The following is a 16,559-nucleotide window of genomic DNA, read 5'->3' as shown; positions in this document are numbered from 1 at the left end:
GTTCCTCCGGTTTGGCGGGAGGTTAGCGCATCGCCCGCGAACCCATGAAGCCCGGCCGCGGCGCAGCGCGTCAGCCCGGCGGCGCCTCGGTCACGCTGACCGAGACCTCCATGCCGAGGAAATCCGTCGGCCGGCCGGTGAAGCTGCCGCTGACCGGCGCCGCCTGGTGCATGTCCCGCACGGTCGCCACGCGGATCAGGTCCCGCCCGCCCATCCGCCCGTTGGTCGGGTCGAAGGCGATCCAGCCCGGGCCGGGCAGGTAGATTTCGCACCAGGCATGGGTGGAGCCGGCGCCGTTCACCAGGGCAGCGGGCGGGACGTTCAGATAGCCGCTGGCCAACCGCGCGCCGAAGCCCATGGCGCGGCAGGTCTCGATCATCAGCACGGCGAAATCCCGGCAGGTGCCGGCGCCCAGCGCCAGTGTCTCCAGCGGGGTCTGGGTTCCCGCCTCCTCCCGCGCGCGATAGAAAAATCCCTTCTGGATGCTGGCATTGATGTCCAGCAGCAGGCCCAGCGTGGGCGTCGGGTTGCCGGCGACGAAGCCCTGCGCCCAGGCCAGGAGACGGCCCTTGGGGTCGGCATATTGCGGGTTGCGCTGGGCGCCCAGATCCGTGCTGTCATCCTCCGAATAGACGAAGGGCCAGTCGCGCGCTGCGGGTGCGATTTCATCCGCGATGTCCCGCACCGGGCGGTCCGCGCCGAAGCGCTCCACCACGAGGTCACTGCGGATGACGAGCTCGGTCACGGGATCGCTGAACTCGGCGATGGCGATGCTGTTGCTGAACACATCATGGCCCCAGTGCAGCCGGCCCGGCGGCGAGAGCGTGAGCGAGGCGGAGAGCAGCCGCATGTCATGGCTGTCACGCGGGCGCAGCATCAGCCGGTGCGGTCCCAGCCGGACGGGCCCCGCATAGCGATACCGCGTGACATGCGAGACGGCGAGGATGTCGCGCGGCCGCTCCTGCTCGGCCTGGATCGGCGGCGGGGCAGCGGCGGGCGGGGCAGCATCGGGAAGGGCGGCATCGGGCATCAGCCGTGATACCATGAAAACCGCGGGCGAGGTTGCCCGCGCAGCCGGAATCATCCCTAGGCGTTTTCATTTCGCTGCGTTAGCCTTTGCAACCCAAAGGGGAAAACGCGCATGGCTCGTCTCGTGGAACGCTCATCCTTGCATCGCGCGACGGCCGCGCTGGCGGCAGCCCTCATGCTGGCCGGCTGCGTCACCACCCAGGCCGGACGCATCGGCCCGGATGACGGGCGGGATGCCTGCCGGCCCCAATTGCTCGCCCTCGACAGCACCGGCGATTTCTATGGCGAGCAGATCCTCCAGGGTGCTGCCATCGGCGCCGTCAGCGGCGCGCTGATCGGTGGCCTCGCCTCCGGCCGTTGGCAGGGGGCCCTGATCGGCGCGGCGGTGGGCGGCGCGGGCGGCGCGGCGGTGGGCTATTACGCGGCGTTGCAGCGCCAGGCATCGGATCAGCGCGCCCTCTACCAGCAGATGAGCACTGACCTCAGCCGCGAGAATGCCCAGCTGGACCGCACGCAGATCGCCTTCAACAACCTGATGGATTGCCGCCTGCGCACGGCCGAGCGGGTGCGGGACCTGGTGCGCAGCGGCCGGATGGACCGCGCGACCGCCCAGGCGCAGATGACCGAGATCCGTGGCCGTTTCCAGGCCGACCTGGCGCTGGCGCAAAGCATCAATGGCCGCATCGGCGCGCGCGGCACTGAATTCGACACGGCGATCGACAGCGCCATCCCCGGCGGCAAGGCCGCCATCCAGACGGCCGCCTATCGCCCCGCCCCGGTGCGCGTGGCACCGCGCCGCAACATCGAGGTGAAATTCTCGCCCAGCCCGGACAGCGCCCGGATCGGCACGGTGAATGCGCGCGAAGTCGTGGCGGTGCGGCCCGGCCCGGCCGGCTCCGTCGTGGTGGAGACGGCCTCCGGCGTGCGCGGCTATGCCCCGGCAGATGCCTTCCCGCCGCAGCGCGCGGCACCAGACCCGAGCCAGCAGGCGGCCGCGACCGGCGATGTGCGCTCCCTCGCCGCCACCAACATCTCCCGGCGCGAGAATTTCGCCGAGAGCGTGAGCAATGCCGAGCGGCTGGCCCAGGCCGGCGGTGGCTTCGAGCTGACGAGTTGAGCTGATGCGCCCCTTCGGGCTGGCCTGGCTGCTGGCCGCGGCGTGCGGCGCCGCGGCAGCCCTGGGGCCGGCCGGGGCGCAGGAACCACCCCAGGCGCCCATCCTGCGCGTCGAGGCGCAGGCGCATACCGCGCCGGTCTCGCGCCTCGCCACCGATGCCGCAGGGCAGATCCTTGCCTCCGTCTCGGATGACAAGACGCTGCGGCTCTGGGCGCTGCCCGAGGGCACCGCACTCGGTGTGCTGCGCCCGCCCATCGGCGATGGACCGGAGGGCGAGCTTTACGCCGTGGCGCTCAGCCCCGACGGCACGCGCGCCTTCGCCGCCGGCCATACCGGCCGCGCCTGGGAGCGCAGCTTCGCCATCTATGTGTTCGACACGGCCAGCGGCCGGCTCGTCGCCAGGCTGCCCAACCAGCCCGCGCCGATCCAGCACCTGGCGGTCTCGGCCGATGGCACGAAGCTCGCGGCCGCCCTGGGTGGCCGCGCCGGCATCCGCATCTGGGACGCCCGCAACGGCCGCCAGCTGGCCGAGGATAATGCCGGCTGGCAGGGCGCGGCGCGGATGGTCGCCTTCGACGCCACCGGCCGGCTGGCCGCCAGTTCCGGCGACGGGCGCCTGCGCATCTATGACCCCAGCGGCCGCCGCGTGGCCGAACGCGTGCCGCTGGCCGGCGCCAGGCCCTATGGCATTGCCTGGTCACCGGATGGCGCGCTGCTCGCCGTAGGCTTCGAGGATCGCCTGCGGGTGGAAATCCTGCTCGCCAGTGATCTGCGCAGCATCCTGGTCCCCGATGTGACGGGCCTCAGTGGCGAGGGGCTGCCCGCCGTGGCCTGGGCGAGTGACGGGCGCGGCGGCGTGCAGCTCCATGCCGCGGGCTATGCGCGGACCGCGCAGGCCGCGCCGGGCGGGCTGAACTTCATCATCCGCCGCTGGAGCGATTTCGGCATCGGCCCCGCGCGGGACCTCGCCGTAGCACGCGATGCGATCGCCCATCTGCTGCCGTTGCCGGGGGGGGGGCTTGCCTTCGCCGCGGCCGATCCGGGCTGGGGGCGGCTCGCTGGCGATGGCACGCTGGCGCAACCGCCGAGCCCGCCGGGCGGGGATTTCCGCAACACCGGGGCCGCGCTGACCGTCAGCGCCGACGGCCAGCGCGTGCGCTTCCGGCTGCGGCAGGGCGCACCCGCCTTGCTGTTCGACGCCCAGGCCGGCCAGCTTGCCCCGGGCGAGGGCGAAGCGATGCAGGGGGCGCGCCAGGCCTCGCCGCGCCTCACTGTCACCGATTGGCAGAATCGCGATCGCCCGCGCCTCAATGGCCAGCCGCTGCGGATGAATGAGGGCGAGTTCAGCCGCAGCCTCGCGATCCTGCCGGGCGATGAGAGCTTCCTGATCGGCACCGACACGCATCTGCGCCTCTATGACCGCAATGGCCGCGTGCTGGATGAACGCGCCCTGCCCGGGACCGTCTGGGGGGTGGTCGCGGTCCAGGGGGTTGCGGTCGCGGCACTGGGCGACGGCACGATACGCTGGTTCGATGTGACGACGCGGCTGGTCGAACGCGGCGCGCTGTTTGTCCAGGCGGATGGGCGGCGCTGGGCGGCCTTCACGCCGGAAGGGCTGTTCGACCACGCCCCCGCCGGCGGGCAGGAGCTGGTGGGCGTGCATCTGAACAATGGCCGCGCGCAGACCCCCGAATGGGCAAGTTTCCAGCAGGCCTATCGCGCGCTCTACGCGCCGGCCGCGCTGCGGGCGCGGTTGCGCGGGGACAATGCCCTGGCCCAGACGCGCATGAATGAACTGGGCGATGTGCGCGCCCGCATCGGCCGCCTGCCGAGCCTCGCCGCCGGCTCGGCCTGCGCGGTGGTGGAGGCCGAATGCACGCCCGTGCCGTGGGGTGGCGGCGAATTGCCCGCGGGCGCCACCGCACTGCGCCTGACGCTGACCACGGCCGATCGCGGCATGGGCCTCGGCCCGCTCGATGTCATGGTGAATGACCGGATCGCGCTGCGCAGCGTGGCCGTGGCGGGGCAGAACGCGGTGGAAGTCCCGCTCGATCCGGGGCCCAACCGCGTGGCGGCGCGGCTCTATGCCGAGGATCAGGGCCTTTTCGCGGAGGCACCGGCGCTGGAATTGCGCCGCGCCGGCCAGGCGGCGCCACCGGCGGGGGCGGGGCGGCTGATCATCGTCGCGGTGGGCGTGGATGAATATGTGCAGCGCGACCTCAACCTGCGCTTCGCCGTCGCGGATGCGCGCACGGTGGTGGAGACGCTGCGCCAGCGCGCCGGGGGCATCTTCCGCGAGGTGATCCCGACGCTGCTCACCAACCGCGAGGCGACGCGCGCCAATATCCTCAACGCGCTGAACAACGCGGCGCAGATCGCCCGGCCCGAGGATACCTTCGTGCTCTATCTCGCGGGCCATGGCGTGCGGTCGGAGAATGACCGCCGCTTCCTGTTCCTGCCGCATGAGATCGCCGATACCAGCAACTGGGCCGCGATCCATCGCATGGCGCTGGATGAGGGCACGCTGGTCTCGGCCCTGGCCCGCATCCGCGCGCGGGACGGGTTTCTGTTCATTGATACCTGCCACGCCGGCCAGGTGACGATCGATAGCCTGGCGGCACTGGGCAACGAGACGGGGCGCTTCCTGCTCGCCGCCAGTTCCTCCGTACAGGAGGCGCTGGATTCCTACGATGAACGCAATGGCGTCTTTGCCTTCGCGATCCGCGAAGGGATGGGCGGACGCGCCGCGATGGATGGCGAGGGCCGCGTCTCCGCCCTGGCGCTGGGCGAATGGGTGACGCGCCGCGTGCCGCAGCTCGCGGCCGAGAAGCAGCATCGGCAGGATGCGGTGTTTCGCACGGCGCAGCGGGAGTTGCGCTCCTTCCCGCTGGGCGCCGTGGCGCGCTAGGCCAAGTCGCTGCTTCCCGAAGCGACCACCATGGGTCTATGGTTTTGAGATGCCCAGCGAGGAACGGTCTTGAGCGGTGAGTTGAACCTGACTCAGCATGAACGGCTGCTGGAGATCACCTCTCCGCTGGGCCCAAACGCGCTGACGCTGCGCCGCCTCTCCGTGCGCGAGGAGATCGGCCAGCCCTTCGCGCTGGCGGCGGAGGTGATCACCGACAAGCTCGATCTTGAAGCCAGCGCGCTGATCGGCAAGGCCATCACCTGCTCGGTCAAGGTCGGCCACACCGAGGCCCGCTATTTCCACGGCATCGTGCGCAGCTTCTCGCGGCTGGGGCCCTATGGCCGCGGCCTTGCGGCCTATCGGATCGAGGCGGTGCCCCGGCTGTGGCAATTGTCCCGCACCGGCGATTGCCGGATCTTCCAGGAGAAATCCGGCAAGGACATCGCCAGCACGATTTTCGGCGAGCATGATGTGGCGCCGGTGCGCTGGGGTGGTTCCGTGCCGACGCAGAACCGCACCTATTGCGTCCAGTTCAACGAGAGCGACCTCGATTTCGTGCAGCGCCTGATGGATGAGATGGGCTGCGGGTATTTCTTCGAGCATCAGAAGAGCGACCATACGCTCGTGGTGTGCGGCGCCAATGCCGATTATCCGCTGGTCCCGGGGGATCCGCAGGTGGTGCGGCGCGATCCGGACATGCATGGCGCGCTGACGCAATGGCGCCCCGTTTCGGCCCTGCAACCCGGCAAGGTCGTGGCCGAGGATTATGACGGGCTGAAGCCCAGCTCCCTGCTCAAGAAGCAGGCCGGAACCATCCTGGGCACGCCCAATGCCGCGAGTTTCGAGGTGTTCCGCTGGCCATCGGGCCAGGGCGTGCGGCCCGAGGGCGATCTCTCCAAGCTCGGGATGGAGGGGTTCGAAGCCGGGGCGGATCGCGCCATGGCGAGCGGCAATGATCCCGGCATTTTCGCGGGCGGCCGGCTGAAGGTGAAGCCCGGCCTGGATGCGACGCAGGCCGTGACCTGGCTCGTCACCTCCGCCACGCATGAGGCTTTTGACGAGACGCATCTCGCGGGGGGCGGCACGTCGGGCTACAGTAACGCGCTGGTGCTGATCGCGGCGGATCGGCCCTGGCGCCCCGTGGCGCCGCGCCCGCGCCCGCCCATGCTGGGCGTGCATTCGGCCATCGTCACCGGCCCCGCGGGTGAGGAAATCCACTGCGACGAGTATGGCCGCGTGAAGGTGCATTTCCTCTGGGACCGCGCCGGCAAGCGGGACGACACATCCTCCTGCTGGGTGCGCGTGGCGCAGAGTTTTTCGGGTAAATGGGGCGGTTCCTGGACCTTGCCGCGCATCGGTGACGAAGTGCTGATCGCCTTCGTGGATGGCGATCCCGACCGGCCGGTGGCCATCGGCAGCGTCTACAACGCCGAGCAGAAGCCGATCTACGCGCTGCCCGCCAACAAGACGCAATCGGGCATCAAGACGAAATCGAGCAAGGGTGGCGGTGCTGCCAACTTCAACGAGCTGCGCTTCGAGGACAAGAAGGGCTCGGAGGAGATCAACATCCAGGCCGAGAAGGACATGACCCTTCTCATCAAGAATGACCGCACCGAGACGGTGAAGCGCCATCGCACCGAGGTGGTGGACGGCAAGCACACCGAGACCACCAAGCTCGACCGCACGGCGACCGTGACCCAGGGCAATGAGAGCCTGACCGTGAAGATGGGGAACATGGATACGCTGGTGAAGATGGGGAACATCACCACCAAGGCCTCGCTCGGCAAGATCGAGATCGAGGCGATGCAGTCCATCACGCTGAAGGTCGGCATGAGCAAGATCCATATGACGCCGACCAGCATCAGCATCGAATCCCTGCAGATCGACGTGAAGGCCACGCTGGCGCTCAACACCCAGGGGCTGCTGGCAACGCACAAGGCGGACGCGATCATGACGGTCAAGGGCGGCCTGGTGCTGATCAACTGACATGAGCGCGCCCCCCGACCGGCAGAGCCCGAACAAGCTCGCACGACCGATCGAAGCCATCCTGCCCTTCCTGGAGCTGGATGCGCCCACGGCGGCGCAGCTCGCATCCCTGGCCGATGCGGCGAAGGGGCTGGAGGCGCTGCTCGCCGCGGATCGCGCGCCCGATGCGCTGCGCCTCATCGCCCATGCCCTGCCGAAGCGCGAGGCGGTCTGGTGGGCCTGCATGTGCGCCCGCGCCGTGCCCGCGCTGACGCCCAACCCCCTCGATGCGGAGGCGCTGACCGCCGCCGAACTCTGGGTGCGCCGCCCTGACGAGGCCTCGCGCCGGGGCACGATGGAAGTGGCCCAGAAGGGCGGCTTTCGCAGCGCGGAATCCTGGGCCGCCGTGGGGGCCTTCTGGTCGGGCGGCAACATGTCGGCCGAGGGGCAGCCGGAAGTGCTGCCGGCCGAGCATCTCACCGGGGTTGCCGTGGTCGGCGCCATCATGATGGCCGCGATGCGCCACACGCCCGAGCGCGCGCCCGCGCGCTTCATCCGCTTCGTCGCCTCCGCACGCGATATCGCCGGTGGCGGCGCGGGGCGCATCCCGCCCGAGGAGGGCTGAACATGCCACCCGCCGCCCGCATTTCCGACATGCAGATGTGCCCCCTGGCCACGCCGGTCCCGCCGAGCCCCATCCCCATCCCGCATGTGGGTGGGCCGATCCTCACGGGGTTTCCCACGGTCATCACCGGGAAGATGCCGCAGGCCCGCGTCACCGATACATGCCTTTGCGCCGTACCGGTGCCGCCCAACATGATCGTCAAGGGCAGCATGACCGTCATTGTCGGCAATATGCCGGCCGCCCGGATCGGCGATATGACGATGCATGGCGGCATGATCTCGACCGGCTTTCCGACGGTGATCATCGGCGGGTGAAGCGGCATGTCGCGGCGCTTGACGCGGCGGTGGCGCGGCCCCCCTACTAGGGCCTCACCGGTTCAAACCAAGGCGGCTGATCCGGCCGGGACGCACGAAGCAGATTGACGGACCGGGCTCGCCGAGCCGCTGCGAGCCGGACATGGTCCAGAACATCGCAAGGCAGCAGCCTTGGACAAAAAAGGGTGAGAAGAGCCTCCCATGCCACTGGTGCTGTCCGTCCTGCGCTGTCCGGAGCAAGCCGTCCCCGAGCAACGGCGCGTGCCAGGTGGCGAATATGTGCTCGGCCGCGGCGCGGAATGCGACTGGGCCCTGCGTGACCCGGACCGCGTGCTGTCCAAGCGGCATTGCGCGGTGGAATTCCTCTCCGGCGCCTGGCAGGTGCGGGACCTCTCGACCAACGGCACCTTCGTCAATGGCGCGGGCGAACCCCTGGGGCGGGACCAGGTGCGCGTGCTGCGCGATGGCGACCGGCTGCGCCTCGGCGCCTATGAGATCGAATGCCGGGTGGAGGAGGAGGCGAGCTACGGCAGCGGCCGCTGGCAATCCGCCAACGCCATCCCCGATCCGATGGCGCCGCCGCCCGTCTCCGACATCTTCTCGGCCCCGCTGCCGGGGCTGTCCCCGGCCGGCGGCCCGCCCCAGGGCAATGCGCCGTTGCTGCCCGCCGATTTCGATCCCTTCGCGCCGGAAGATCAGGGCCCGGTCATGCCCGACCACCGGCCCAGCACGAATGACGTGTTCACGCCGCCGCGCGCGATGATGCCGGATCTGCTGCCCTCGGATTGGGATGGGCCCGGTGCTGGGAAGCCCACGCCCGCAGCACCCGATCCTTTCGCCCATCTGCCCGATCCCTTTGCCGATGCACCGCCATCCGGCGCGCGGCGCCCCGATCCCTTCACCGATCCAGGCATGCCGGCGCCCGCCACCAGGCTGCCAGATCCCTTCGCTGATCTCGGCACGCCAGCCCCGGCCGCACCCGCCGCCAAGCTGCCCGATCCCTTCGCCGATTTCGGCATGCCAGCCCCGGCCGCACCCGCCGCCAAGCTGCCCGATCCCTTCGCCGATCTCGGCATGCCAGCCCCGGCCGCACCCGCCGCCAAGCTGCCAGACCCCTTCGCCGATCTCGGCATGCCAGCCCCGGCTGCCCCCGCCGCCAAGCTGCCCGATCCCTTCGCCGATCTCGGCACGCCAGCCCCGGCTGCCCCCACCGCCAAGCTGCCAGACCCCTTCGCCGATCTCGGCATGCCAGCCCCGGCTGCCCCCACCGCCAAGCTGCCAGACCCCTTCGCCGATCTCGGCATGCCAGCCCCGGCTGCCCCCGCCGCCAGGCTGCCCGATCCCTTCGCCGATCTCGGCATGCCTGCGCCTACTGCGCCCGCAGCGAAGCTGCCCCATCCCGTGCCACCGCCCGCCGCTGAGCCGCCGCCGCTCATGCCGGCCGCCACGCTGGTCTCCCGCTCCGCGCTGCCCGACCCTTTCGCGGAGGCGAATTATCCCTCCGTGCCGCCGCCCTCCCTCGCCCAGCCGCAGGCGGCCGCGCCGCCGCCCATGGCCAGCCCCGCCAGCTCGGCGGATGGCCTGCACGCAGCGCTGGCGCTGATCCATGAAGCGGCCGGCCTCGGCCCGCCCATCCCCGGCACGGATGCGGCCGCGGCCCTCGCCGCCGTGGGCGCCAGCATGCGCGCCGCCGTGGCCGGCATGCGCGGCCTGCTGATCGCCCGGGCGGATGTGAAGCGCGAATTCCGCATCGAGCAGACCATGCTGCGCGCGGCCGGCAACAACCCCGTGAAATTCGCCGCGACGGATGAGGCCGCGGTGCTGGCCCTGCTCGGCCCCAAGGGCAATGGCCCCGCCGCCCTGCGCGAGACGGTGCAGGACCTCACGGCGCATCAGGTGGCGACCGTCGCCGCCACCCAGGCAGCCGCCAAGGCGCTGCTCGCGCGCCTCGCACCGGCGGGGCTGGAGGCGGAAATCCCCGCCGGCGGGATCATGCCCGGCGCGCGGGAGAAGAAGCTGTGGGAGGCCTATCGCAAGCTCCACCAGCAGGTGACCGACCAGTTCGAGGATGATTTCGACAGCGCCTTCGGCAAGGCCTTCGCCCGCGCCTATGAAGATGCCGCGCGCGGCGGCAGATAGATTTCAGGGAACACCAGGCTCGATGGCATGGAATGACAAGGTCGTCTGGCAGGAGGGAATGTTCCTCCGCGCGCAGCACTACCAGCAGCAGGACCGGTATTTCGAGCACCTGCTACAGGCGCGCTCGGCCCCGCTGCGCCCGCATCCCTGGGGGGTGACGGATATCGCGCTCGACCGGGATCTGCTGGCGGCCGGCAAATTCGCGCTCTCCAGCATCGCCGGCATCCTGGAGGATGGCACGCCCTTCGCCATCCCCGGCACGGCGGACCAGCCCACGCCGCTGGACCTGATCGAGGGCACGCGCAACCAGATCGTCTATCTGGCCCTGCCCGTCCGCCAGCCGGGCTCTGCCGAAGTCACCGCGACGGATGGGCCGGAGGGGGCCGCCGCGCGCTTCGGCCTGCACGCCTTCGAAGCCTATGACACGCATTCGGATGCGACGCTGCCGGCCGAACTCGCCATCGGCCGCCCGCGCCTGCGCTACATGCTGGAAAGCGAGGAGCGCGCGGGCTTCACCTGCCTCGGCCTCGCGCGCGTGGTGGAAGTCCAGGCGGATCGCCGCGTGGTGATTGATGATCGCTACATCCCGCCCTGCCTGCGTGTCTCCGCCGTCTCGCCGCTCGCCAATATCCTGGGCGAACTGGTCGGCATGCTGGGCCAGCGGGCCGAGGCGCTGGGCGCCAGGCTTTCCCAGCCCGGTGCGCGCGGCGTGGCCGAGGTCGCGGATTTCCTGCTGCTGCAAACCGTCAATCGCTGCCTGCCGCTGCTGGCGCATTATGGCGATGCGGGGAATGTGCATCCCGAGACGCTGTTCTGCGCGCTGGTGCAACTGGCCGGCGAACTCGCCACCTTCACCGCGCCCGATAAGAAGGCCAGCACCTATCCCGCCTACCGGCATGATGATCTGCAGCGCAGCTTCGCGCCCGTCATCGCCGATCTGCGGCGCAGCCTCTCCGCCGTGCTGGAAACCAACGCGGTGGAGATCCCCCTGCAGGAGCGCAGCCATGGCGTGCGCGTCGGCCCCATCCTGGACCGCAACCTGCTGCGCGCCAGCCAATTCGTGCTCACCGTGATGGCCGACATGCCGGGCGAGACGATCCGCCGGCAATTCCCCAACCAGGTGAAGATCGGCGCGGTGGAGCACATCCGCGAGCTGGTGAATGTGGCGCTGCCCGGCATCATCGTGCGGCCCATGCCGGTGGCGCCGCGGCAAATCCCCTTCCATGCGGGGGCGGTCTATTTCGAACTGGATCGCGGCAGCCCGCATTGGCAGCAGATGCAAAGCTCCGGCGGCTTCGCGCTGCATGTCTCGGGCGATTTCCCCAATCTTCGCCTCAGCCTCTGGGCGATCCGCGCATGAGCGGGGCGGCAAGCTTCCACACTCCGACGCCTGGCGCCCGCGTCGCCTCCCCGAGCGCAGCAAGCCGGCATGCGGGGCCGGACAGCTTCGGCTTGCCGCAGCGAAGCCGCTCAACACCCGCGGCCACAAGAACCGAGTCTGCGCGCCGAACAGGCGAGCCGCGAAGCGCGAGCTTCGCCAAGCCAAGCCGACAGCGCCTGGCGTTTGAGGGCCAAACAACATGAGCGACAATCCCTTCGGCGAACCCGATGACTCGGAACGCACGGTGGTCGGACGCGGTGCACCGCGTCCGGTGGCACAAGTGCCGGTGCAGCCGGCCCCCATGGCCCCACCGGGCGCCGGTGCCGCGCCGCGCCTCGCGGGGGAGGCGGAAGCCTTGCCCAAGATCGGCGTCGGGCCGCTGGCCGCCGCTGCCTCTCCCTTGCTGCAAATCCTCGCACGGCTGGCCAATGCCGGCGTGGCGGGGCAGCCGCCGGTCGAGGAATTGCGCGAGCGCGCCCTGGCGGCGCTGCGCGCCTTCGAGGGCGATGCCCGCGCCATCGGCGCCACCGCGGAGGAAATCCGCGCCGCGCATTACGTGATTTCGGCCGCGCTGGATGATGTCGTGCTCAGCACGCCCTGGGGCGCGCAATCCGCCTGGGCGCAGAAATCCCTGGTCTCGACCTTCCATCAGGAAACCCGCTCGGGCGAGCGCGTCTTTGATCTGCTGGCGGGCATGAGCAAGGATCCGGGCCGCTACAAGGGTGCGCTGGAAGTCACCTACATGGCGCTCGCGCTCGGCTTGCAGGGCAAGTATCGCCTGATGCCGCGTGGGGTGGCCGAGCTGGATCGCGTGCGGGAGGGGCTCTACCAACTGCTCACGCAACTGCGCGGGAATTGGGAGCGCGAACTCTCGCCTCGCTGGCGTGGCGTGGATGCGCCGCATCGCGGGCAGAGCAGGGCGGTGCCGGGCTGGGTCGCCTTCGCGCTGGCGGCGGCGCTGCTGGGGGGCGGCTGGTATTGGCTGTCCAACGGCCTCGGTGCCAATGCCGATGGGCTGTATCAGCGCATGGCGGCGCTGCCGCCCGGCGCGCTGCCGAGTATTGACCGCTCCGCCCCGCCCGTCCCGCCCGCGCCGCCACCGCCGCCGCCGCCCAGCGCGACACCGCGGCCCGATGCGCTGGCCACGCTGCGCCGCTTCCTGGCACCCGAGATCGCCCAGGGCCTGGTGACGGTGGAGGGGGACCAGCAACGCCTGCTGGTGCGCATCAAGAATCGTGGCATGTTCCCCTCGGGCTCGGCCGCGCTCGATCCACGCTTCCAGGATATCCTGCGCCGCATCGGCGAAGGCCTTAAGGAAGAGCCAGGCCGCGTGCAGGTGCAGGGCCATTCCGACAACCAGCCGATCCGCACGGTGCGCTTCCCGTCGAATTTCGCGCTCTCGCTGGCGCGCGCGCAGGAGGCGATGGCCGTGATCGTCGCGGCGAATGGCACGCCCGCCCGCTTCGTGGCGGAGGGCCGTGGCGATACCGAGCCGCTGGCGCCCAACACCACGGCCGAAGGCCGTGAGGAGAATAGGCGCATCGAAGTCATTCTGTTGCGGGGGGCCCGCTGATGCGCGCTTTTCTCTCCATCCCGGCGCTGGCCGCCCTGGCCGGCGTGTTGCTGCTCGACGTGGTCATCTGGATCTTCGCGCCGCTGCTGGGCGAGGCCTTCGAGGCGCTCTGGCTGCGCGGCCTGCTCGGGCTGGTGCTCGTGCTGATCTGGGCGGGTGTGACCTTCATGATCGGCCGCGGGCGGGACAAGCGCGACGCGGGCCTGCTCGAAGCCGCCGCCGCCCCTGATCCAAAGGCGAAGAAGGACGAGGCGGCCGCCGAGGAGGAGGCCGAGCTTCGCGCCAAGCTGACCGACGCGTTGGGCAAGCTGAAGAACGCCACCGGCGGCAAGGGCGGTTATCTGTATGACCTGCCCTGGTATGCCATCATCGGCCCACCCGGCTCGGGCAAGACCACGGCGCTGCTCAATTCCGGCCTGGAATTCCCGCTGGCCGAGGGCCGCGTCGGTGGTGTGGGCGGCACGCGCTTCTGCGATTGGTGGCTGACCGAGCGCGCCGTGCTGATCGACACGGCCGGCCGCTACACCACGCAGGACAGCGACGCCGATGCCGACAAGGCCGGCTGGGAACGCTTCCTCGACCTGCTGAAGAAGAACCGCCCGCGCCAGCCCCTGAACGGCGTGCTGGTGGCCTTTGGCATGGACATGCTGGCGCGGCTCGACGCCACCCAGCGCGAATCCCACGCCCGCAGCGTCCGTCGCCGCATCCGCGAGCTGGAAACCCGGCTGGGCCAGCGCCTGCCGGTCTATTTCATGGTCACCAAGAGCGACCTGCTGCCCGGCTTCATCGAGTTCTTCGACGATCTGGACAAGGATCAGCGCCAGCAGGTCTGGGGCTTCACCTTCCCGCCCCAGACGCCGCCCGAAGGCGCCGTCACGCAGTTTCCGGCCGAGTTCGCGGCCCTTTCCGAACGCCTGATGGCACGGCAGATCGAGCGGCTGCAAAATGAGCGCGGCCCCTCGCAGCGCGCGATGATCGCGGGCTTCCCGACGCAATTCGCCTCGCTGGAAGCGCCGTTGCAGGCGTTTCTGCAATCGGCCTTTGGTGGCTCCAAGCTCGACCCCGCCCCCTTCCTGCGCGGCGTCTATTTCACCTCCGGCACGCAGGAGGGGACGCCGCTGGATCGCCTGGCGGGTGCGCTCTCGCGCTCCTTCGGGCTGGATCCGGCGCGCCCGGCGGCCGCCATGGGCCAGAAGGGCCGCGCCTATTTCATCGGCCGCCAGCTGCGTGACGTGGTGTTCAACGAAGCCCGCCTCGCCGCCAATGACCGAGGGCTGGAATCGCGCCGCCGCATGATCCAGATCGGCTCCTGGGCCGCGGCGCTGCTGCTGGTGCTGGGTGGCGGCATCTGGGGCTGGATGTCCTCCGGCACGGAAGCCGCGCGCGAGGCCCGGCTTGCCGCGGCCGTCACGGCGGCCGAGCAGGCCGGCGCGGGGGCGCCGCTGGCCCGCGTGCAATCGCCCGATCTCGCTGGCGTGCTGGCCTATCTGGAGACCAATCGCGCCCTGCCGCCCGCCGCCGCCGGCAGCGGCCCTGGCTTCGGCCTGAGCCAGGAGGAGATGCTGACCTCGGGCGCCGAGGGCGCCTATCGCCGCGCGCTGGACCGCGTGCTGCTGCCGCGCCTGCTCTCGCGGCTGGAAACCCAGATCCGCGAGGGCATTCAGCGGCCGGATTTCCTCTATGAGGCGGTGCGCGTCTATCTCATGCTGGGCAAGCAGGGCCCGCTGGACCGCGCTTTGGTGCGCGAGTGGTTCGCGCTGGATTGGCAGCAGGCCTTCCCCGGTGCGGTGAACCAGCCGGGGCGCGAGGCCCTGGCCCGCCACCTGGATGCGATGATGACCGGCACCCTGGCCACCTATCCGCTGGATGGCGCGCTGGTGGACCAGGCGCGGCGCGTCTTCTCACGCCTGCCCATGGCGCAGCGCGTCTATGCCCGCCTGCGTCCGCTCGCCGAGAATGTGCCCGCCTGGACGCCGGGCCAGCCGCTGGGTGCCGCCGGGCAGCGCTATTTCGCCCGCGCCAGCGGCCGGCCGATGACCGAGGGCGTGCCCGGCCTGTTCACCGTGGAAGGCCTGCATCGCGCCGTCCTGCCGCGCCTCAGCCAGGCGGCGCTGGAAGCGGCCAGCGAAAGCTGGGTGCTCGGCCCCGAGGCCGCCACCGCCGGTGCCGCCGATCCGCGCCGGATGGAGGCGGATGTGCTGGCCCTCTACGCCGCCGATTATGTGCGCGCCTGGGAGGCGATGATCGCGGATCTGGTGCTGCCCGCCTTCCCCAGCCTGAACGCGGCGGCCGAGGGCCTCAATCTGCTCGGCGCGCCCAACAGCCCCATGAAGGATCTGCTGCGCAGCATCGCGCGCCAGGTCTCGCCCGGAACGGCGCCGGAAGCGCCCGGTGGTGCCGCGGCAGGTGCTGCCGCCGGGGCCGTGGCGCAAGCGGCCCAGGCTGCGGCGGGGGCCACGGCCAGCCGGGTCGCGGCCGCGGTGGGCACGGCCCTGGGGGGTTCGGGCGCGGCCCCGGTCGCCCAGGTGGTCGAGACCCGCTTCGCGCCGCTGCGCGAGGCGGCTGGCGCGCCGATTGACGGCGTCCTCGCCATCCTGAACGACCTTTACGTGCAGGTCGCGCGCCTTGCCAATTCGCCACCCGGAACCGTGCTGCCGCCCAGCCCGGGCCTGGATCCCGGGCAGCGGCTGCTCTCCGAGGCGCAGCGCCAGCCTGACCCGCTGCGCGGCTGGCTGACGGCGATTTCGCAATCCACCGGCCGCGCGCGTTCCGGTGGGGCGCAGGCGGCCATCGCGGCCGCTGCGGGCGGTGGCGGTGGCGGTGGCGGCGGCGCCCTGGTCAATCTCTGCCGCGGCATCGAGACACGCTTCCCCTTCCGCCGCCAGGTCAACGCGCCCGACATGCCGGTGGATGACTTCATCCGGCTATTCGCGCCGGGCGGCGTGTTCGACAGCTTCTTCACGCAAAATCTGCGCGCCTATACGGACACCACCCAGCGGCCCTGGCGGCCGGTGGCGACGGATGGACTGCCGCCCCCCGTTTCGGCGGCGGATCTCGCGCAGTTCCAGCGCGCCCAGGCCATCCGCGAGGCCTTCTTCCCCGCCGGCGTCGCCAATGGCTTCCGCTTCCAGCTGCTGCCGGCCGGGCTTTCCGCCGGCACCACCGGCGCCACGCTCGAAGCCTCGGGCGCGCGGGTGGCCTTGCCGGTGGGCGGCGGCGGGCGGCCAATCGACCTGCAATTCCCGGCCCTGCACCCCATCACCCTCACCTTCGATCCGGCATCCAGCATGGGCGATCTCGCTTATGACGGCGCCTGGTCCACGCTCAAGCTGGTGTTTCTGCACCGGCTGACCGCAACGCCGCAGCCGGATCGCTTCCGCCTGATGGTCGAGCGGGGGGATCGTCGGGCGGAATTCGTCCTGCAGGCCGCCAGCAGCGTGAATCCCTTCGCGCTGCGCGACATGCTGGAGTTCCGCTGCCCCACCTTCGCCCCCCCTGCGAATTAGCG

10 protein-coding genes are annotated in these 16,559 nt (G+C 70.8%); 9 read left to right on the top strand and 1 reads right to left on the bottom strand.

Annotated features, from left to right (window positions below; all coding sequences use genetic code 11):
- Window positions 1-70: 70 nt before the first annotated feature.
- Window positions 71-1,030 carry a transglutaminase family protein gene (locus tag LHU95_RS03355; RefSeq protein WP_248709966.1) on the bottom strand — a complete coding sequence of 320 codons (960 nt, stop codon included), beginning with the start codon at window positions 1,028-1,030 and terminating at the stop codon, window positions 71-73.
- Between the two features lie 111 nt (window positions 1,031-1,141).
- On the opposite strand from LHU95_RS03355, the gene LHU95_RS03350 reads away from it, so the two are divergent.
- From LHU95_RS03350 to tssM, 9 genes are all read left to right on the top strand, one after another.
- A complete protein-coding gene (locus tag LHU95_RS03350; protein ID WP_248709965.1) occupies window positions 1,142-2,146 on the top strand; it encodes a YMGG-like glycine zipper-containing protein in 1,005 nt (334 codons plus the stop codon).
- Between the two features lie 4 nt (window positions 2,147-2,150).
- Complete coding sequence (locus LHU95_RS03345; RefSeq protein ID WP_248709964.1) at window positions 2,151-5,054, top strand: caspase family protein; 2,904 nt, start codon at window positions 2,151-2,153, stop codon at window positions 5,052-5,054.
- Window positions 5,055-5,135: 81 nt separating this feature from the next.
- Entirely contained in the window at window positions 5,136-7,040 is a 1,905-nt protein-coding gene (tssI, locus tag LHU95_RS03340; RefSeq protein WP_248709963.1) for a type VI secretion system tip protein TssI/VgrG, read from the top strand.
- A gap of 1 nt (window position 7,041) precedes the next feature.
- On the top strand, window positions 7,042-7,644 hold the full coding sequence (locus tag LHU95_RS03335) for a hypothetical protein (RefSeq protein ID WP_248709962.1): 603 nt from the start codon (window positions 7,042-7,044) through the stop codon (window positions 7,642-7,644).
- A gap of 2 nt (window positions 7,645-7,646) precedes the next feature.
- A complete protein-coding gene (locus LHU95_RS03330) occupies window positions 7,647-7,958 on the top strand; it encodes a PAAR domain-containing protein (protein WP_248709961.1) in 312 nt (103 codons plus the stop codon).
- 201 nt (window positions 7,959-8,159) lie between these two features.
- On the top strand, window positions 8,160-10,097 hold the full coding sequence (gene tagH / locus LHU95_RS03325) for a type VI secretion system-associated FHA domain protein TagH (RefSeq protein ID WP_248709960.1): 1,938 nt from the start codon (window positions 8,160-8,162) through the stop codon (window positions 10,095-10,097).
- A 22-nt stretch (window positions 10,098-10,119) separates the two neighbouring features.
- The gene (gene tssK, locus LHU95_RS03320) at window positions 10,120-11,457 is read left to right on the top strand and encodes a type VI secretion system baseplate subunit TssK (protein ID WP_248709959.1); all 1,338 of its coding nucleotides are present in this window, start codon (window positions 10,120-10,122) and stop codon (window positions 11,455-11,457) included.
- Window positions 11,458-11,677: 220 nt separating this feature from the next.
- Window positions 11,678-13,051, top strand: a complete 1,374-nt coding sequence (gene tssL, locus LHU95_RS03315; RefSeq protein ID WP_248709958.1) for a type VI secretion system protein TssL, long form — start codon at window positions 11,678-11,680, stop codon at window positions 13,049-13,051.
- Window positions 13,051-16,557, top strand: coding sequence for a type VI secretion system membrane subunit TssM (gene tssM, locus LHU95_RS03310; protein WP_248709957.1), 3,507 nt, complete (start codon window positions 13,051-13,053; stop codon window positions 16,555-16,557). Before tssL ends, tssM begins: the two co-directional genes overlap by 1 nt.
- Window positions 16,558-16,559 lie beyond the last annotated feature (2 nt).

The sequence above is a fragment of the Sediminicoccus sp. KRV36 genome (genome assembly GCF_023243115.1).
GTDB lineage: Bacteria > Pseudomonadota > Alphaproteobacteria > Acetobacterales > Acetobacteraceae > Roseococcus.
Note: the sequence above shows the minus strand (reverse complement) of the source record. Positions and strands in the feature narration are given on the sequence as shown.